Source organism: Adlercreutzia agrestimuris, from assembly GCF_943193125.1.
In the GTDB taxonomy this organism is placed as follows: Bacteria; Actinomycetota; Coriobacteriia; order Coriobacteriales; family Eggerthellaceae; genus Xiamenia; species Xiamenia agrestimuris.
This window is the reverse complement of sequence record NZ_CALPCX010000001.1, coordinates 446,457-465,530: the sequence shown is the minus strand read 5'-3', so window position 1 is coordinate 465,530 and position 19,074 is coordinate 446,457. Positions and strand designations below refer to the sequence as shown.

The window sequence follows — 19,074 nt, the reverse complement described above, 5'->3', positions numbered from 1 at the left end:
GATGAGGATATTTTTGCTTCGGTTGATAAGGTGTGCCACAAGGGGGCTTTCGTTTAAGGAAAGCGCGAACTCAATGAAGGAGGCATACAATGAAACCGTTAACACGTAGAGCATTTTTGGGGAGTGCAGCTTTAGGAGCAGCTGCCGCAGGTGTTGCATTTACCGGTTGTGCACCAACAAAACAAGAGGAGGCAGAACTTCCAACATCGGGAGAGAAGACTGAGACAATGTCCGCTGAGCTTGCAGAAAAACCATGGAGTTTTGAGATTCCACCCGAGCCGATTGCTGAGGACCAAATTGAGTCAACAGTTGAAGCAGATGTAGTAGTTGTCGGTTGCGGACAATCTGGTTTGTGTACGGCATTGTCGGCGCTTGAAGCTGGTGCTGGAGATGTAATCATTATCACGCTTGGCGAGGTTCCAACTTCCCGAGGCGGTTCAAACTTTGCTGTCTATAGCCGATTGATGGAAGAAAAAGGTTACGAGCGTCATGACATGAGCAAGTTTCTGAAAAAAGAAATTTCTCGTTATGGATATACCATTGACTTCGCAAAATGGGCGAAATGGTACAACAACAGTGAAGAAGCCATGAATTGGCTTATGGACAAAATGGATAAGGCCAATGTGCAAACTGTTCTAGAGATGCCTTATAACGACGCTGAAGGAACCTTCCAAGATCCGGTTGGCTCGCATTCTTTTGTCAACGAAGAATTCACCAAAGCCGGTCAAGGACAGGCGCTTTGCGTGAATGCGCTTGCAGAACAGTTCGTTGATGAGGGCGGACAGATTTTCTGGAACACATCTGCTTGTCAGCTCATTCGCGAAAACGAAAATACAGGACGCGTGACAGCTGTAATTGCACAAGGTGAAATTGATAAGAAGTATACAAAGTTTGTCGGACGTAAAGCTATCGTTTTGGCTTCAGGCGACTTCTCAGCAGATAGCGAAATGATGGCAAAATATTGTCGAAACGTGTTGGACTTCCTTGGCGATAATAGCGACAAAGACATTTCAGATGGCCTCAATTATGGAGGACTCTACGAGGGCATTGGTCAAAAGATGGGCTTGTGGGTAGGAGCTGCGTGGCAGAAAGCATATCCCAATGCCTGCATGATCCAAGGTGGTGTAGGAACGAAAGACCAAGTTGCTGGCTGCCATCATGGTCTTGTAGTAAACAATCGTGGTGTTCGTTGCTACAACGAAGATGTTCCTGGCTCATATGCTGGCGCTGTTCAAATGCAGCAACCCGACATGCAAGTATTTTGTATTTGGGACACTGAATATGCGACAACAGGCCAGCCGTTCTATATTTTTGGCGACACGGTTGATTCAGAGGGTATCCCTGCAGAAGCAATGATAGAGACATGGAATAATGCAGCTGAGCAAGGAGAAACCCTCACAGCAGCTGGTATTCCTACTATCACCGTTAAAGGTGATACTGTAGAAGAAGTCATAGAGCAGCTTGGTTTGCCGTTAGAAGAAACGCTCAAGACCGTTGAGCGCTACAATGAGTTCTGTGCTAATGGCGTTGATGAGGACTTTGGTAAGCGAGCTGGTTGTTTGTGGCCAATCAAAACAGGACCTTTCTATGGTGCTTTGTCAAACAAGCCTAATTTCTTGACGGTAATGGGTGGTTTGCGAACCGATGTAAATTGCCACGTATGCGATGCTGATGATAATCCGATAGAAGGCTTATACAACGTAGGCACCATGATTGGTGATATCTTCTCGCCGACTTACAACTTCCTGCTTCCGGGTCATAGCTATGGTTTATGCACGACTTACGGAAAGCTTACTGGTGAATATATCGCCGAAAACGAGTAACTAAATACCCGAAGAAACCATCTCTCGTAGCAGATCCCTCCACTGCTACAGGTTGTAGCAAGAATGACCCGACATGCAAACAAGGCAGCGGGTCATTCTTGTTTGCTTGGCGTGCTTAAAACCGAAATGGATGCATCTACAAAAATGGGTTGAAGTAGGGTAGGCAAGAAGGAAAGCGCGTAAACGCCACATGAAATAAAAAAACCGCTCAAACTGAAATCAGTTGAAGCGGTGAAGCTGCTAAAGTGGTGCGCCGTGAGGGATTCGAACCCCCGACGTACTGATTCGTAGTCAGTCCCTCTATCCAGCTGAGGTAACGGCGCACGTAAAACAGTAAAGATTATTATGATTGTGAATTGGGTATAAGTCAATACCCAATTTTTTAAATTGCCAAAGTTTCTAACGGAGGTCTGCGGATGTGACAAACTGCCGTAGTTGTCCTCTTGATCCGGGTATCACAAAAGCGCTGTTCGCCTACAATGTTGAACAGCCTACGTGATTACTATTGGGAGACAAAATGAACTTGACGTTAACACTGATGACTGCCGCTTGCTTTGCAATTTCAATTGCTATTGCCACGAAGTTGAGCAAAGGCGATTGGCTTTGGCTGGTTGGAAAGCCTGAACTAATGGACACCAAAGAGAGTCGCAAACGGTCGGGCAAAAAGAGCAGCAAAGGCAAAAAAGAGCTTGCCTATACCGCGGTCACTATTAAGTCTGCTGTCCGAGCTGCATGGGTATATGTAGCGGCTGGCGTTACGTTCCTATCGTTTCTCTTTATTGACTTTGCGAAACAAAGCGACATGGAAGCGCTTAATGTTGTTGCATGGGTGATCAACACGGCGGGCTTGGTGGCTTTTACTATGCTGCTCATTTGGACTATTGGCTCGCGCATGCGCGATACGGGACGCAAACCAACGTTGAGCATGGACGAAGATGGTCGCTTGCTTACTTTGCTCCTTGCAATTGCCGTGATGGTTGTTGTGGTTGCGTTATTGAGTTAGAGGATCGGATAGTTGTAGGCTGAAGAGAAGCAGCGTATCACTACCGGCTTTCGTCTTGAGAGACTGAGGGCAAATAAAAACCCCGCATTTTTGTGCGGGGTTTTGTCGGTTTAGAGCTTAAAGGAAAATGATTGATCAACGCAGAAGCTATTCCTTTTTGTCATCTTTTTGATCCCCGGGATTCTTTCCATTATCGGGATTGGGAGCTTCCTGTGTTGGTTCAAATGTGACCGAGATATTGATGTTTTCTGAAACGTTGGTAAGGGGGAACGTGCCACCGTTTTCAGGAACGCCGTCAAGACCAGCTACCGAGGCAACTTTGTAGCCATCATTTGGTTGGATATAGATAGTGACATTGCCACCCTTTTCAACGGAAGAAGAGCTTGAGGAAACCTGACCACCACCGTTGGCACTTACGGCAACAGTGAATGTCTCGGTGGCAGGTCCGGAGCTGACCGTCAGCTCAACCGAGGTGCCTGGCTTAATCTTTGTACCCACGGCAGGTTGACAGCTGATAACTTCACCAGCAGGACGTTCGCTTTCTTGGGTGTAGTAGTTGCCATAGTTGGAAACTTCAATACCTTGGGCGTTGAGTGCTTGTACAGCAGCGTCGGTATTCATTCCAACAATGTTTGGTACCGTCAGCGTTGCTTCTTCCTTCTTGCCAAGAGAGAGGTAATAAGTGACGCTGGCTCCCTTGTCCGCTTGGAAGTTTGCAGCGGGATCTTGGCGAGCAACTTTGCCTTCATCAACAGTGTCGGAATATTCAGGGGTGCCTGCTACGGGGTTAAAGCCAGCGTTTTCAATTTCGCGTTTTGCCTGGTCTTCGGACATGTTGACCACGTTGGGAACTTCCGATTGACCAACGCCAGCGCTTACCACAAGGTTAACCGCTGTTCCTTCTTCGCGCTTGACGCCGCCCTTTGGATCTTGGGAAACAACCTTGCCTTCTTCTACGGTGTTGTTCGTGGCTTCTTCCACATTACCAATTTCAAAGCCGGCATCCTCAAGTTCTGTAGTGGCTACCTCAATGGTTTTGCCCGTAACGTCAGGAATGGGTGTGTTGGCGGACTCATCAGGATTTTCGCCACCCATAAAGTTCATGACCACAGCGGCAATTGCAATGATGACAACCACAGCAGCAATTGCAAGAGCAATGCCCTTAGCCTTGCTCTTCTTTTGCGGCTCTTCGGCCGTATAAGAGGTGCTTGTGCGACTTGGATTAACCGGAACCGTGGTATTACCTAAATTAGGCATCTGCATGGTATGGTCCTGGTTAGGAAGCGGCATAGGCGGAACGACGCCTTGCATGACATGCGTTTGCGCGGTGGTGAAATTCTGAAGCGAGCTGGGACGACCTTGCAGGTAATCAACAAGGGCTACGCGCATTTCTTTTGCAGTGGCGAAACGATCGGTGGGATTTTTTGCCAGAGCCTTCAGGATGATAGCTTCAAGCGCCGGATCAATGTCTGGGTTGATCTCTCGGGGAGGAATGGGCGCATCTTGCACTTGCATGAGGGCAACGCTGACCGCGTCAGGTCCATCAAAAGGAAGCTGGCCGGTGGTTGCTTCATAAAGAACTACGCCAAGCGAATAAATGTCGCTTGCAGCGGTGAGTTCTTTGCCTTGTGCCTGTTCAGGGGAAATATAATGCGCCGTTCCTAAAACCGAAGAGGTTTTAGACATAACGGAGTTTTTTGCGCGAGCAATGCCAAAGTCCATGACCTTAACGTTGCCATCGGGCTGCACCATAATATTTTGCGGCTTGATATCACGATGCACGATATCAAGACCATGTGCAACGGAGAGTGCCTGGCACACCTGCGAACCAATCTCGGCAACTTTGCGTTGATTGATAGCGCCGCGCTCAATAATGGCGGTCTTAAGATCAGAACCGCGGACATACTCCATAACAATGTAGTAAGTGCCTTCGTCTTGACCCCAGTCATAGACATTTACAATAAAGGGGCTTTGCAGGTTGGCTGCAGCTGCAGCTTCTTGCTTGAAGCGCTGGGTGAAGCTGGGATCTGCGGCATATTGAGGCAACATGACTTTGACCGCAACTAGCCTACCCAAGACATTGTCTTGAGCTTGGTAGACTTCGGCCATGCCGCCGATGCCGATTCGCTCGGTAATTTGGTAGCGGTTATTGAAAACCCTGCCAATCATGCTTCCGGTCACGTTTAAACTCCTTTTGGTCACATGCTGGGTTATTCGCGATGTAAAATCATTATAGATTAAATGATACTTCGCACCAGCATACTATATTTTAAAGTGCTCCTTGTACCTGCAATGCAACTCTTAACACATTTTGCGCTTTTGCGGCGCCAACTCCCTCTTCGCCATCTTCAATTATGATGGCTACCACGACATTGGGGTTGTCGGCGGGAGCCATGCCAACAAACCAGCTGTCGTTGCTGTCTTCTTTCTCGGCGGTACCCGTCTTGCCTGCCACCTCTACGCCTTCTATTGCGGCGCCACCACCAGTACCTTGCGTTACTACGCCGCGCAGAATATCTTTTACTTCTTGTGCGGTTTCCTTGCTGGTGGCTTGCATAAGCTTACTTGGCGTGGCGGTCAGCGAACGTTCGCCATTTGCGTTGTATACGCCATCTACCAGGTATGGCTGCATAATGACACCATCGTTGGCAATGCCAGCACCAACAAGCGCCATCTCAAGTACGGTGGCTTGAGGTCCAGCAGGGCTTGGGTGATTGTTGGTTTCGTTTTCGCCAACGGGCTCACCTGCGGCTGCCCAAGCTGTCTCCCACTCGGTCATATCCTCAGGATTGGGCATGAGCGAGGTATAGAGCGGCAAGGCGAACTCAATGTCGTGATTAAAGCCAAACGCATCGGCACCTTCCACCAAACGTTCAGAACCAAGCTCAGCGCCTACCTGGCCAAACACGGTGTTTGATGAAAGCTCGGTTGCGCGCGCAAGCGTAATATTGCCGTAGTCGTTTTTATCGAAGTTTGAAACGGGCGCGTTGCCAATATCCATGGTACCGGGGGAGGAAAAGACCTCATCAGCGGTTGCCACGCCGTCTTCAAGCGCAGTGGTGAGCGTCACTATCTTAAACGTTGAACCGGGGGCATAAAGTGCTTGTGTTGCACGGTTAAGCAAAATGGAATCATCTTGCGCATCCCCAGCATTTGCCGCATCAAGCAGGCTTTCAAAATCTGCTGCATTGTAGGTGGGCGATGACGCCAATGCCAGCACTGCACCGGTGGTCGGGTCAAGCACCACGCAAGCCCCTACGCGATCAACAAGTGCATCTTGTGCGGCCTGCTGAATCTTGGAGTTGATGGTGAGCGTGACGTCGTTGCCCGGAGCACTTGCGCCAGCCATATAGTTCAAGACGTCGGTAAAGGTGGCGAAATTACGCTCGCCTTTGAGCGTGTCGTTATAAGCTGCTTCAATGCCTGAAGTACCAAAGCGCGATGAGGCATATCCCACAACATGCGCGGCTAAGTTGCCCGCAGGATAGACGCGATCATATGTGCCATTTTCGTTTTCAACGCTTTGTGCCAACACTACGCCATCATAGGTTGAGATGGTGCCGCGTTCGTTATGCGCTTCTTTCATGAGCGTGTGGTTGTTGCCCGGTAAGTTTTGATAGTACGACGCTTGCACCACCATAATATAGGTGAGGTTAGCCACCAGCAGGGCAAACATAAGCGAGAATAAAAGCATGCAGTTAGTCAGGCGTTTTCCCATAGATACACGCCCGAGCACACTGTTGACGTTGATGGTGCCCGTAGCGCTTGTCATCTCAGCGCCTACACCGGTGCCTTCGTCGCCACAACGCAAAAGAAAGCCAACTGCAATAAAGCTTGCCAACAGCGAAGAGCCGCCTTGGCTGATGAAGGGCAACGTCAAACCTGTAAGAGGAATCAGCTTGGTGACGCCGCCAACAATAATAAAAGCCTGCACTACAATCATGGAGGTTAAACCTACTGCTGCAAAAGAGCTCACGTCACTCTTTGCGCGCGCGGCGGTCACAAAACCACGAATGGCGAAGCACAGGAATAAAAGCAAAATACCCGAAGCGCCAAGCAGACCAATTTCTTCGGCAATATCGGCGAAGATGAAGTCACTTTCAACAACGGGGATGGGGATATCGCCCGCCAAACCACGACCAAGGCCAACGCCAAAAAGGTCACCATCGGCAATGGAGTAGAGCGCTTGGGTGAGCTGATAGCCCGTATTTTGCGCATCGGCGAAGGGGTCTAACCACGTATTAACGCGCACTTGTACATGGTCAAATGCCATGTAGGCTCCTACGCAACCCACAGCAATGAGCCCCAAGCCTATAACAAGGTAGAACTTCTTTCCTGTTGCAGCATAAAGCATGATCAAGAAGAGGAAGAAGAATACCACTGCGCTACCAAGGTCTTTTTCAAAGACCACAATAAGCAATGCAATAAGCCACATAAACAAAAGTGGCAACAACGTCCTAAAATCAGGTAGGCGAAACGGTCCAATATGCCAGGTGAAAACGGAGAGCATCTCACGGTTTTGCGCAAGATATCCCGCCAAGAAGAGCACAATGATGATCTTTGCTAACTCACCTGGTTGGAATGAAAAACTGCCGATATGCAACCAAATACGTGAGCCGTATATCTCTTGGCCAAGCCCTGGAATGAGTGGTGAGAGCAATAGTGCAAAACCGACAATCATCAGGGTGTATTTATAGTTAGCAATCTTGTCGAGGTTGCGACAAAATGCCAATACCAACACCATGCAGCCAATGCCCAAAAACAGCCATATAAGCTGGTTAACTGCCAAATTGGGCACGAGGCGTGTGACAAAAGCAATGCCGGTACCTGAAAGAGCAAAGGATATGGGTAAAAGCGCCGGGTCGGCGCCGGGTGCTAGTTTGCGAATGGCCAAGTGAGCCACGAAAAACGCTCCGAAGATTCCAAGCGGAACACCCAACGTGTTCATGTTGAGCGAAAGCCCTTGGTTGATGGCCATCATGGCAAAAAGCAGCACAACAAGCGGCGCTGCAATGAGGAGTAATACCAGTTCCAGGTTGCGTCGCGTCATGCTGTGGCCTCCGATTGTTCGGGGGCGGAGGTACCAGTAGCGTCGGGTGAGTCTTCGTTGCCCGTGGCGTCAGCGGAGTTGGGCGCATCGGTGCTACTATCAGTTTTGTTGGCGTCATTGGCGTGTGCGGCTGCTTCACTCTCGTATTCGCGCACTAGACTCTCGGCTGCCGCAAGATTGTCCACTTGAATACCTGCTTCAAGCCGGTATGCGGTGCCAGGTTGTAAGTCTTCAACGGAAACATCGGTTACCCGATTGAGCTCAGAAAACGACAGTCCCATCACGCTGCCAGGGACGCCCGTATAAATTGCAACTTTGCCATCTACTTCTGACAGATAGGCACGTGAGTTCAAGTAAGTATAGCCGCCCCATATAGCACCAGCAATTATGGCGGCCAAAAGCAGCAAAATGAAAAATACTGTGAGGCGTGCCTTGAGCTTAACGCGCTTGAGGCGCTTTTTTGCTTGACCAACAACGTCAACAACAATGACGGTAACGTTGTCATGGCCACCAGCAGTGATTGCTTCGTTGACCAGCTGTGATGCACAACGTTGCGGATCGCGTACGCGGCGAAGCGTGTTTTCAATCTCAGGATCTCGAAGCATTCCTGACAAGCCATCAGAGCAGATGAGCAGCCTATCTCCCGCTTCGACATTGAGTTCAAAAATATCTGGTCGCATGAGGGGGTCAGAACCCAATGCGCGTGTAATAACTGAACGATTGGGATGGAATCGTGCCTCTTCGGGCGTAAGTTGACCCGCCTCAATCATGTCGGCCATAAGCGAGTGATCACGGGTGAGCTGCTGTAAGTGTCCCCGATGGAGCAGATATGCGCGCGAGTCTCCGACTTGTGCAATGACAAGGCGCTCGCCCTCAAGCATAGCCGCGGTAACGGTTGTGCCCATGCCTTCTCGGCCGCGACCGTCATGCTGCGCAAGGATGACTTCGCGATTTGCCTCTTCAACGGCGCGCTCAAGTTGTTCGCCATCGGGGTGAGCGGGCGCTTGCTGCTCAAGTACGCTTACGGCAATTTCGGACGCCACTTCGCCAGCGGCATGTCCGCCCATGCCATCAGCAACTACATATAATGGTGGCGCAACAATGAGGCTGTCTTCATTGTGATCACGCACGCATCCAATGTCAGTGCGACTGCCAAAGGTGGTAAGTGCGCTTTTACGCGTGCGCGGAGTTGATTTGTAGGAGCGAGACTTCGCCATACTAGGCATACCTTACGCGAATGGCCACGTCGCCCACGTTTACGACGTCGTTGTTGTGCAGAGCAGTGGGTCCGTCAATGAGTTGACCGTCAACACCAGTGCCGTTCGTTGAGCCTAAGTCCTCAACGAACAAGTTTTGACCCATGAGCGAAAAACGCGCATGACGACCGGAAACATATCCTGCGCCAATAACGATATCGGCACCGGGTGCGCGACCCACAATGACGGGGCCGCGAACAACTACGGAAACGCCGCGCAACTCTTTAGGGCCGCGTTCCACCGATAGTGTCCACGTGCGGTCTTTCTTGCGTTGGCCTTTGACCAACCCAATGCCGGTGCGCATGATGGCGAAGAGGAATAAATACAACAACGCAACGAAAAGGAGTCGGATGATGAGAAGAACAATATCAACCACAAGCTACCCTTTCAGTTGCGCTGTATAACTCTTATGCGAATAAGGCATTACGCCTGCGAAAAGACGAAATTGGTGGTGCCGATTGTGATTCGGTCGCCGTTCGTGAGCGGCTGTGAGGCAATTTCACGTCCGTTTACGAAAGTACCATTAGTTGAGCCAAGGTCCGTAAGCACCCAGACACCTTGTGGTGAAAGTGTTAACTCAGCATGGCAGCGAGAAGCGTTGATGTCGGGAATGGTGATGGAGTTCTTAGACTCGCGACCAAGCGACAAACGGGAACCAACCAGGTCGTAGGCGCGCTGCGTATTGGTGTCCACCAGGCGAGCTTGCACAGCACCTTGCGGAACGCCACCAACAAAGGCAACGGTTTGTCCAGGTTGTGCAGCAGCGGCTGCTTGCGCAACGCCATGAGTGGCAGCTCCGGTTGCGCCGGGAACTGCAGAAGCACCGGGAGCCATGCCAGCGGCAACACCTGCGCCCACGGCGGCAGCGCCTGCTGCCACGCCAGCTGCGGCAGCTGGATTGATGGGCTGGCTAGCACGTTGTTGGAGCGGCTGGCTAGCGCGCTGCTGCAACGGTTGGCTGGCGCGCTGTTGGAGCGGCTGACTTGCATGTTGATGCTGGTCAAAAGGTTGGCTTGCACGCTGGTCAAACGTTTGGCTTGCACGCTGTGCTTGCGGCTGCTGCGCTACGGGGCGACTAGGCAGCGGCACTGAGTCGCGATATTCGTCATAGCCTGCGGCATTGAAGTCGCGACTGTTAAAAGTATATTCGCCATAATCAATAGAGTAATCAAGCTCGTCTTCCGGCACATACGGAAGGGGCTGATGACTCAAGTTTTCAGGTGAGAGATCATCGTAGGTTTGTGCACCCGGATGACCTTGTGCACCGTATCCTTGTTGACCATATGCTTGCGCTTGCGGGTAACCTTGCGCGGCACCGCGATTAGCTGCAGGGTATCCAGCTTGTGGCATGCCCTGGCCAGCAGGTGCGCCATATGCTTGCTGCGGGTAAGCTGACTGAGCGTAGCCGCCACCAAAGGCAGCACCAGCAGGAGCAGCCAGGCCATAACGCTGCATCTCTTCATTGCGCAATTGCGCAACAATAGGAGCTGCAACGGCTTCAGCAATGACGTCAAACTTGCCATGTTTCAAGGAGTCATCAACGATAAATCGTACGAGGGGCTGGCCGTCCATTACGAGGCCTTGTTCGGCGGCTTTAGCGGCAAGGTAGGTTTCGGTCTCTCCAGCAAGCGTTGGGTAATAACCAAACAAGCGCTGATCATCATCAGCGTTTACCAGCACCGTGTACAGCGTAGGAGCGTATTGCTTGCCCGCGCCTACCATCTTCTCACGGCGCATCTGCTTCTCTGCTTTTTTCGCTATTTGAACGGGAGAAATAGGGGCGTCGAACATTTTGTCCGCTGCTCCTTCAAACGTATCTTCCATTCTGCCTTCGAACTTCGAAAGAAAGCCCATGGTGTCTCCTTTGTGTGGGGCAGCCATGTCGGCGCGGCGTTTAAGAATGCCCGTGCTTATATGAGGCGCCCGTGTTGTGCGCTTGCTCAAAAAGCAGTGCAAATAAGGCCGATTTGGCTGCATGCCGTTTGCTTGGTTGTATGTTAGTTGCTGCGTTTCGCTTAACGACTATGCAAGCCTTAATCATGCCACAAAATTCGACAAATTTCTCCACACTTTACGCAATCGCCACGAATGTTAAGGGTTGTGGCAGAAATTCTTAAGGCCGAACTTGTCTCTTGCGTTTCTTTGCATGATGCAAGGAGGCGAACCCAGCGGTGTTTTGGCTCAGTTTGCTATTCCTCAGTATCAGCAGATTCCACCAGGCGCATCAACTCTTGTTGCGTGTGCACATCAAGCTTTCGGTAGATGTGGCGGATGTGCGTTTTGGCGGTTCCTTCCGAAATAAAGAGCTTCTCCTGAATGTATGAGGAATTGTGTCCTTTTGCTAAAAAGAACATCACTTCGGTTTCTCGGCGTGACAAAAAGTAGGTATTTGCAACGGTTTCGCATTTAGCGCGAAACCGTCCGCGTTTTTGATCGGAGGAGTCATCACGAAGTTGTTGGCCCAACATAGCGCGTCGCGCATCGCTCACCTGCGAGTCATGTGTTTCTTGTAGGGTTGTAGTCTCGGTCTGTGGCGGTACAGCAGATGCTGGGGATTCTGTTTGAGCGGTAGGGTGTGTTGTTGCCGCGGCATTTTGAGCTGGCATGCCTGTGACAGAAGTTTCTATTGGCGGCTTTGTGTTGGCTGTTGCCAAGGGCTGTTCTGTTGCAGATGCCTGAATAAAGTTTGGGGTGCTTTGTGCGTTTGCTGAGGTTTGATCTATGTTGTGATACACCTGGCGTACGAGTGGGCAAGGAATGACAATAGCCTCAATTTCACGTTCGCGAGGCAGCAACGCATATGCCAAAACCATAACCGCCATTGCGGCCATCAGAATAATTTCTTCCCGGAAAGGCGTGCTATCAAGCCAGCTCACAAGAGCGCCGGGCAACAAAGAAGCTGCCAATATGGCAACCGCTAAAAGACCACGGCCAATGCCGAAAACAAAAATAGGCGACAAACGGAAACGCTGTGAGATTTCGCCAAAGAAAATCCAAAGAAGCGCTTCAAAGCATAAATAGCCCGTAATCAGAAGGAAGTCAATGAACGTCGTATTACCTGTAGCAGACACCGGAATGAGCAGTACGGTAAGTGCAATGAAAGGAATAAGAGGGCGGAAATAGACATTCCATTTATCTGCTCCGCCTAAAGCAATGATAGTTAAAAGCACCAAGATAGTTGCAAACCCGCCACCGAGCAAGATGACAAGCTGTACGCTGGTGTCACTTGCAGGGATGATAAATTGCACTGAGATTTGACGCATCATGCCAAGCGCAAGGCCGAAAGCGAAGACAGGAAGACCAAAGCGCGCAATGAATTTTGCGTGATTGACAGGCAAGGGCTTAAAGATTGGCAGCTCGTTGCGCTTGTCAAAGGGGTCGGGCGTGTATTTATAAAGGATGGCCAGCTCAAGCAGTGGCACAATCCCTATGAATAGACCCGCGAAGGGAAACGGCAGCAGATTGAGAGCTGCGCAATAGACCGCCATTGAAACGGTGATAGCCACGCCAGTATTGAGTACGATGGACGATGCGTCACAACGCGCGAAGGCTGTGCCCCAAAACAAGAGCAGAATTGCAGAACCAATGCCGGTGAGAACGCCAGCAATGATTTCAATGACTTCCAAGTAAGGCGATGTGCTTCCAAAGGGGAACAACAAGCAGAGCGTTCCTATGCTGCAAAGAAGTGCACCAGCTGTTAAAACACGCTTTGACACATAGAACTGCAAGAATTTCTGATCGGTTAAACCGGCAAACAGCAGACAGAGTGCATATACCACAATAGAGACAAAATGCGTGAGTGTTACGTGCGTGCTATAGAAGCCTTCAATCATGGCATGTGTGCCATAAAAGGTTGTGGCGTTAAAAATAGCGGTAAATACCCAAGCTTGATGTAGACCATATCCAATTGATAGCGCATTAAGTTCGCCAAACGCAGAATCATCCCCAAAATCAGCGTTGATGGTAATGCGCGGAACACGTACCCCCATACAAAGTCCCTTCAAATATATTTTCTCCCACTGCCTATATTACGAATGTTTGAAGCTTTGGTATAGGGTGAGAGCGATAATTATTTTCACTTAGGATTTATTGCCGTGCTTCTGTACTGGGGTTTTAGAAAAATCATCCTGCAGGGATGATGTGGACACAAAGTGACAGGGCACAAAAAAGAAACGCGCAAAAGAGCTGGTCGACTCTTTGCGCGTTTCACGTGCGTGCAATTTCTCTAGGCTTGCACGGTGATGACCACGTTGTCGAAGCGCTCCAGGGAGGTGTCTTCGCCACCCTTAGAAGCGGTGTCGTATGTGGTCTGCGTGCCGGGCTCTTGCGTGCCAGCTCCATACACTTCAACGGTGTAGTTGGAACCTGCAAGGCGGTCGGCAAGGCTCTCGACGTCGTAATTGTGGATGGCGTCGAGACCATTTTGATCCTGGCTAGACATGATAGCCTCATCAAGGCAAACTGCAGCATTGCTGCCTTCCGGAACGAAGATCAGGCTTGAAGTGACAGCGCCGCCAGTAGCGGTTTCGTCAACGACGCAAAAAATTTCAATTGCGCCCTTACCATCAGCTGCGTCCGAAACTGCTTCGTCATGCACGTGGTAAAACGCGTATGCCGGAACAGCGATAAGTGCTGCGCACAGGCAGGCCAAAATGGCGATGGCAAAAATCTTTTTGCCAGAAGCTACGTTGGTCATTAGTGCCCCCAATGCATTTCGGGTGCTCCGCCATGCTTCAACGTGCTATTGATTATGAGTGCCAAGTATTGGTAGGTCAAGGCTGAAATATGCGCGGATGACCATGTCAAAGCTGACTAAAATCGCAGTTCACGCCCATAGTATGATGAAAGTGATCCAAGAATAGACCTCACGGGATGATGGGGTTGTAAGCGCGGTGCCTATACTAAATCACGAAGAGGATATCGAATAACAATCTGAGGAGGTGTGCTGTATGGCATCACCGTTTAGTGACGCCATTGATGCGCTGGATGCGCTTGAGGTCATTTCTTTTGAAGAGGAGTTTGACCCGCTGGCCATCAATAACGAGGAACTCAATCAAGAAGAGATGGATGATGATAACCCTTATGACATCGTCGATTATCCGCTTATTCGCAATATGCCCGAAGGCATGCGTCGCGAAGCCGTTTTTACACCGGCTCGTCAAGGCAGTGCGCAACAGGCAATTTTGTCAATGGTTCATCGAAATCCTGCGCGCAGACCGGTGCTCATGGGAATCGTGAAGCTGTGCGAAGGTGGATGTCCTTCAACTGAAATCACCGCGCAAGTTGATGCTTGGCAAGAGCACAATCGTAGCGTGTATGCGCCCATGACTTTGTGTCGCATGTTAGAACGTGCGGGTGCGCTTACGCTGGAAATGCCTGAAACGGCTGACGAATGTGAGGATGTTGCGGAAGGTGTGGCCTATTTGGATATCACCGAGTCGGTGGATCCTATTTGGCATGCAACTGAGGCAGGTCTTGAGGTGTATGACCTGATTATGGGCGGAGATCCATTTCGCAAGATCGTGCTTGGCGAAGACGTCAAATACCTTGAGGTGTATGAATCAGTAATGGACTATGTTGCTGAAAAGCCTCGTTCGCGCGAAGAAATTGAGAATTTGGTAGACACGTTTGAGATCGTAAAAAAGCCGCGCCGTTTCGGCGGTCATTTCATTGACATGCTTGAACAAACCGACGCAATTATCTGGCGTGACCGTGCGTGGAATATGACTGATTTGGGAATGCGTTTGCTGCCTGAAGTGAAAGCGGCAAGGGGGTAAATGATGGAAGAGATGCAAAAAGAGTCGGTTGATGTGGCCGAATTGATGGAAATGCGCGCACAGGTTTATGGCATGCTGGCGCGACTGTATCGAGTTGAAGTGGATGCAAAAACGCTCGACGAACTGCGCGGGATGCGATTCCCAACGGCAACAGGCAACACAAAGGCAGACGAAGGTTACCATCAGCTGTTTGCTTACTTGAAAAACACTTGGGATGACTCGGTAACTGAGCTGGCAATTGATTATGTTCGCACCTTCATTGGTCATGGGGTTAATGGGTATTCGGCGGCATATCCTTTTGAGAGTGTCTACACCTCAGAACGCAGACTGTTGATGCAGGAAGCACGTGCAGAGGTTTTGCAGACGCTTCGTGACAACGGCTTGAAGCGCGGTAGTTGGACCGAAGGCGAAGATCATATTGCGCTTGAGCTGGAGTTTATGCAGCGAATGAGCCTGCGTTGCGCTGAGGCGCTTGCTGCGGGTAATGACGATGAGGCGTATAAGTGCGTCGAGAAAATGAGCACGTTTATTGAGGAGCATTTGCTCAACTGGGTGCCGATGCTTGTTGCGGATATGCGCATGTATGCACGCACGATGTTTTATCAGGGACTTGCACAACTCACCTTTGGTCAGTTAGAGCAAGACCGTGCTGTGTTGGCAGAATTGTTGGAGAGCGCTCAACAAGCAGCGTAAGGGATTAATGCAGCGCAGGTGCTCTGTGAAATCCTGTGCATTTTGAAACGATTTGTGAGCCAGGTTTATGGCAGCAGTGTAACAAGCTTGCTGCTATGACCTGGCTTTTTTGTTGCTTTGCATTCTTTCGACGGCTTTCGTGCTCATACAAAGCGTGAAGCCTTTGCACGCAGCCAGCAAAAAAGCTGCCCAGGAAATAACCTGAGCAGCTTTTTATACGAGAGAAAGAAAACCTTGTGGCAATAAGCAGCTTGGCGTTGCTTGCTTACTGCTCGAACTCACCAAGCACTGCTTGGCCGCCAACGGTACTTGGCGTTTGTGCTCCTGCTTCGGCGATATAGCAGGTAGGTCGCACGATTGCTACGCGCTCATCGTTGACGGAACGAACGCGCACAACTTGCATCTTGGTGCCTTCAGCAAGTTCAAGTGGCGCATTGCTAAAGGTGGATAGCACAAGCAATTCGGTGGCTTTTTCGACACCTTGAACGAAGAGCTCGCGCTGGCTATTGAGGATTGCCTCACGCTCCTCATCAGTGGAAACAACCTCAAAGGCGTTGCGATTCGGGATGAATCCATCCACGCAACCAGCAGCAACAACAATACGCGCGCTGCAACCAACAAGTGCGTCGTATGATCCAAGGCGAATTGCGTGAGGGTCGTTGGCGAAGTGTGGCTGCAGCTGTGCATCGCGAACGAGCGCATAAACGGCATCAACAGTTTCGTCGCCCTCAAGCACTGCTGCAAACTGGGCAAACGCACCATTTTCTTGGGCTCCCACAACGCGAAGCAGCGCGTGACCCTTGCGTTGTTGCACATCAGCAATACGCTGTTGACCCTCATCAAAGCGATCAGCAAGCACATAAGCACGCAAGAACGGCTCTTCGGCATCTTCGGCTTTCAGCGAGCTCAGCGTGGATAAAGCTCCCAACAAATCCGTGTTGTGTTCGTGAGCAAAGGTAAGCAGGCTATCCCACGCGTCTGAATTGGTCAGATAGTTGCCATATCCGCACCATGCGCGCCATGCAGCGCCGTCGGAAGGATTGGCAGCCAAGTTGAGCAGGGTATACGCCATGAGCGACTCCGCTTTTTGAAGAGTTCGCGGGTCTCCACCAAGCGTATCAAATCCAGCCTTTGCTACCTTGAAGCCACGCTTAATCAGCATTGTTTCTAGTGCACGTGCCCATTGCTTGTTTGGAGCAATCACGAAAATGTCGCGCTCAAACAAGTCCGGGTTTTCGTCTTTGATAAGGCGAAGGTACTTGGTGAGTCCATTAAACTCATCCTGAGGGGTGTTCCACTTAATGGAAAGCACGCCCGAAGGTGCAGAAGAAGGAGCTTTTACATCCGAGGTCAAGGGCGAATTGTTAGTTGCAAGCGCTTGGCGAGAAGAAGCCAAGGGTGCATTTTGCGGGTCTAAAGCGATGATTGCATCTGCAAAAGAGGTTACATCAGGGTTTCCATATGCGCAGGTCAATTCAAATACGGTTACGCCACGACGCAAGGTGTCAAAGTTGGCAAACCCTTCAGGATGCGGATAGTTGGTAGCGCATGCAACCGTTTGTGCCACGTTGCCAGCAACTATCAATTGCTGTTTGGCCAGCAGACAGATGCATTGTTGTTGTGCGCGCGAGAGATTTTGATAATCGTCGACCAAAACATCATCATAGGCTTGTGCGTCAGCGGCACCGATCTCGCTACCCAGATAGTGTGCACACAAAAAGGCAATCTCCTCGGGTAACATGGCATTCATGAATTTCAAGAGCTTCTGCCCGTGCTCATACACCGTTTGCTCTTCGCCTAAATCACAGACCTCATCAGCGGCAACGCAATCGCACAGACGCTGTTCAAAGTGGCGAATCATACCACGCAGTCTACGCGTGGGAGTGCCGAGCGTCTTGAGATCCTCCAGAAAGAAGTTGCGTTCGAAAGTGTTGAGAACACGGGGCGTGCGGCCGGTGGCAGCTTGCGCGCGCTCAGTTGCCAACAAGGAGAGGCACACCTCTTGTATGCTGTGAACATTAATTGCGGCAGCGGAGGTAGCGTCGGCAGCGCCGGTGGCAGCTGTGGCAGCGTTGGCAGCAGGAGCATCTATAGCATCTGCAGCGTCAACCAGCGCTTGAACAAGGCGATCGCGGAAAGCTTGCGCACCATCAGCCGTTGAGGTGACTACCAGCACAGACGCTGGATCTACGCCTTCGCCAAGAAGACGAATACAGCGGGCAATGAGCGCTTCAGTCTTTCCTGTGCGACCAGCGCCAACAATTTTGATAAGCCTGTCGGACGAACAAGCAATTTCTTCATGCAACATGTTCTCTCCTTAAGCTACAAACGCGTTTGTCAGCGAATCAAAATCGCGCTCGGTGCCATCGGCGTAGTGAATTGTCCACTGAGAAAATTCCAGCTCATAGTCGGCCTCCGGAAGCGTGTAGCGCGCCTCCATCTTTTCGTGCAACTCAGCTTCTTCGGCAATGCGCTTTGCCACTATCTCTTCAGCAGTCATTTCATTTTCTGGGCGCGCCAGATCCGCTTCAACGCGCGCTTTAAGAACGGGGTCTTGTGCCTCGCGCTGCGCAGCCTGTTTTTTTGCGGCCTGTTCAACAAGCTGCGGAGACTCAAGGAACAAGGCATCAGCTTGTGCCTCAGCAACATCGGCTTGTGCTTGCTTCTCGGCGGCAATGCGTTCAGCCTCTGCAGCAGCTTCTGCTTCGCGTGCAGCTTTGGCGGCCATGCCCATACGCGCTTGCTCCTCAAGAGAGGTTGCGCTTGGCATGCTCACCGAAACAACCTCTTCGCCAAGAGCACCCGCATTGAGCGCCGCGCGAAGTGCATCAAGGTTGGTGCACACTTCAGGAGATACGCCGCTTGCTGAATCAAGCTTAATACGGGCAATTAGCTTGCCATTCTCAAGGTTGATTTCAAGCCACTCAAACATGAGGGGATCGGCGCCTTCTTCGCGCTGGCGAAGGTTGTAAATCTTCATCTGGTTGTCCAGCTTGTGAATTTGGTTGTAGAGCCAATGCAGCAAAATATCGTTCCATAGAGCGTCAGCGCCTTCTGCTGATGAATCAAGGTAGCGATGTGTGCCAAGGTTGTTGATGTTGAGGCGCATCACGTTGCGCACGGGGGCTTGGTTATCCGCCTCAACCTGAGTTCCCTCAACGGTTGCGATAGTCTCAGGAGCATGCGTGCGAATGACCGGTGCACCAATATATGAGTAGCAGCGATCAATTTCAGCACGAAGCGCCTTAGAGTCAATGCGCTCATCCAAATCTAAGATCAGAAGCGGGGAAGGATGCAGCTTCTTTTCCATCTTTTTGTCCTCTCTGTTTGGTTATCCTCTTCGCAAAAAAGTATAGATGCAGGTAAAAAGCCGAAATAATCCGAGCAGGATGACCTTTTGGATGATTCAGCACCCCATAAACATACGCACGTTATGACTGAGAAAACGAACCTGTCCATAAACTGAATCTCG

13 protein-coding genes and 1 tRNA gene are annotated in these 19,074 nt (G+C 50.6%); 4 read left to right on the top strand and 10 right to left on the bottom strand.

Annotated features, from left to right (window positions below):
* The first annotated feature begins 89 nt into the window (after positions 1–89).
* A complete protein-coding gene (locus NFR28_RS01870; RefSeq protein WP_251178138.1) occupies positions 90–1,823 on the top strand; it encodes an FAD-dependent oxidoreductase in 1,734 nt (577 codons plus the stop codon).
* A gap of 246 nt (positions 1,824–2,069) precedes the next feature.
* On the opposite strand, the gene NFR28_RS01865 is transcribed toward NFR28_RS01870, so the two are convergent.
* Positions 2,070–2,146: transfer RNA gene (locus NFR28_RS01865), tRNA-Arg, on the bottom strand.
* 194 nt (positions 2,147–2,340) lie between these two features.
* Here NFR28_RS01865 and NFR28_RS01860 point away from each other — a divergent pair.
* On the top strand, positions 2,341–2,826 hold the full coding sequence (locus NFR28_RS01860) for a hypothetical protein (protein WP_251178137.1): 486 nt from the start codon (positions 2,341–2,343) through the stop codon (positions 2,824–2,826).
* Between the two features lie 147 nt (positions 2,827–2,973).
* On the opposite strand, the gene pknB is transcribed toward NFR28_RS01860, so the two are convergent.
* The 7 genes from pknB to NFR28_RS01825 form a co-directional block, all read right to left on the bottom strand.
* Positions 2,974–4,995 (bottom strand): Stk1 family PASTA domain-containing Ser/Thr kinase, encoded by a 2,022-nt coding sequence (gene pknB, locus NFR28_RS01855; protein WP_420840395.1) that lies wholly within the window; start codon positions 4,993–4,995, stop codon positions 2,974–2,976.
* A 100-nt stretch (positions 4,996–5,095) separates the two neighbouring features.
* Entirely contained in the window at positions 5,096–7,876 is a 2,781-nt protein-coding gene (locus NFR28_RS01850) for an FtsW/RodA/SpoVE family cell cycle protein (RefSeq protein WP_251178135.1), read from the bottom strand.
* Positions 7,873–9,093 (bottom strand): Stp1/IreP family PP2C-type Ser/Thr phosphatase, encoded by a 1,221-nt coding sequence (locus tag NFR28_RS01845; protein WP_251178134.1) that lies wholly within the window; start codon positions 9,091–9,093, stop codon positions 7,873–7,875. The genes NFR28_RS01850 and NFR28_RS01845 overlap by 4 nt, the downstream gene beginning before the upstream one ends.
* 1 nt (position 9,094) lies before the next feature.
* The gene (locus NFR28_RS01840; RefSeq protein WP_251178133.1) at positions 9,095–9,508 is read right to left on the bottom strand and encodes an FHA domain-containing protein; all 414 of its coding nucleotides are present in this window, start codon (positions 9,506–9,508) and stop codon (positions 9,095–9,097) included.
* Positions 9,509–9,555: 47 nt separating this feature from the next.
* Entirely contained in the window at positions 9,556–10,986 is a 1,431-nt protein-coding gene (locus tag NFR28_RS01835) for an FhaA domain-containing protein (protein ID WP_251178132.1), read from the bottom strand.
* Between the two features lie 335 nt (positions 10,987–11,321).
* A complete protein-coding gene (locus NFR28_RS01830; protein WP_251178131.1) occupies positions 11,322–13,121 on the bottom strand; it encodes a LuxR family transcriptional regulator in 1,800 nt (599 codons plus the stop codon).
* A gap of 236 nt (positions 13,122–13,357) precedes the next feature.
* Entirely contained in the window at positions 13,358–13,828 is a 471-nt protein-coding gene (locus tag NFR28_RS01825) for a hypothetical protein (protein ID WP_251178130.1), read from the bottom strand.
* A gap of 253 nt (positions 13,829–14,081) precedes the next feature.
* Here NFR28_RS01825 and NFR28_RS01820 point away from each other — a divergent pair, with 253 nt between their 5' ends.
* Both NFR28_RS01820 and NFR28_RS01815 read left to right on the top strand, forming a co-directional pair.
* The gene (locus tag NFR28_RS01820) at positions 14,082–14,909 is read left to right on the top strand and encodes a hypothetical protein (protein ID WP_251178129.1); all 828 of its coding nucleotides are present in this window, start codon (positions 14,082–14,084) and stop codon (positions 14,907–14,909) included.
* Entirely contained in the window at positions 14,910–15,602 is a 693-nt protein-coding gene (locus NFR28_RS01815; protein WP_251178128.1) for a TorD/DmsD family molecular chaperone, read from the top strand.
* A gap of 265 nt (positions 15,603–15,867) precedes the next feature.
* On the opposite strand, the gene NFR28_RS01810 is transcribed toward NFR28_RS01815, so the two are convergent.
* Positions 15,868–17,910: a UvrD-helicase domain-containing protein gene (locus NFR28_RS01810; RefSeq protein WP_251178127.1), complete on the bottom strand. Its 2,043-nt coding sequence runs from the start codon at positions 17,908–17,910 to the stop codon at positions 15,868–15,870.
* A 9-nt stretch (positions 17,911–17,919) separates the two neighbouring features.
* Positions 17,920–18,912, bottom strand: a complete 993-nt coding sequence (locus tag NFR28_RS01805) for a hypothetical protein (protein WP_251178126.1) — start codon at positions 18,910–18,912, stop codon at positions 17,920–17,922.
* Positions 18,913–19,074: the final 162 nt, after the last annotated feature.

Excerpts from the sequence above, each read along its gene's own strand:
- NFR28_RS01830 (WP_251178131.1), bottom strand. The coding sequence starts at position 13,121 with ATGGGGGTACGTGTTCCGCGCATTACCATCAACGCTGATTTTGGGGAT.
- NFR28_RS01810 (WP_251178127.1), bottom strand. The coding sequence starts at position 17,910 with ATGTTGCATGAAGAAATTGCTTGTTCGTCCGACAGGCTTATCAAAATT.
- NFR28_RS01835 (WP_251178132.1), bottom strand. The coding sequence starts at position 10,986 with ATGGGCTTTCTTTCGAAGTTCGAAGGCAGAATGGAAGATACGTTTGAA.
- NFR28_RS01815 (WP_251178128.1), top strand. The coding sequence starts at position 14,910 with ATGATGGAAGAGATGCAAAAAGAGTCGGTTGATGTGGCCGAATTGATG.
- NFR28_RS01860 (WP_251178137.1), top strand. The coding sequence starts at position 2,341 with ATGAACTTGACGTTAACACTGATGACTGCCGCTTGCTTTGCAATTTCA.
- pknB (WP_420840395.1), bottom strand. The coding sequence starts at position 4,995 with ATGATTGGCAGGGTTTTCAATAACCGCTACCAAATTACCGAGCGAATC.
- NFR28_RS01845 (WP_251178134.1), bottom strand. The coding sequence starts at position 9,093 with ATGGCGAAGTCTCGCTCCTACAAATCAACTCCGCGCACGCGTAAAAGC.
- NFR28_RS01820 (WP_251178129.1), top strand. The coding sequence starts at position 14,082 with ATGGCATCACCGTTTAGTGACGCCATTGATGCGCTGGATGCGCTTGAG.
- NFR28_RS01850 (WP_251178135.1), bottom strand. The coding sequence starts at position 7,876 with ATGACGCGACGCAACCTGGAACTGGTATTACTCCTCATTGCAGCGCCG.
- NFR28_RS01825 (WP_251178130.1), bottom strand. The coding sequence starts at position 13,828 with ATGACCAACGTAGCTTCTGGCAAAAAGATTTTTGCCATCGCCATTTTG.
- NFR28_RS01870 (WP_251178138.1), top strand. The coding sequence starts at position 90 with ATGAAACCGTTAACACGTAGAGCATTTTTGGGGAGTGCAGCTTTAGGA.
- NFR28_RS01805 (WP_251178126.1), bottom strand. The coding sequence starts at position 18,912 with ATGGAAAAGAAGCTGCATCCTTCCCCGCTTCTGATCTTAGATTTGGAT.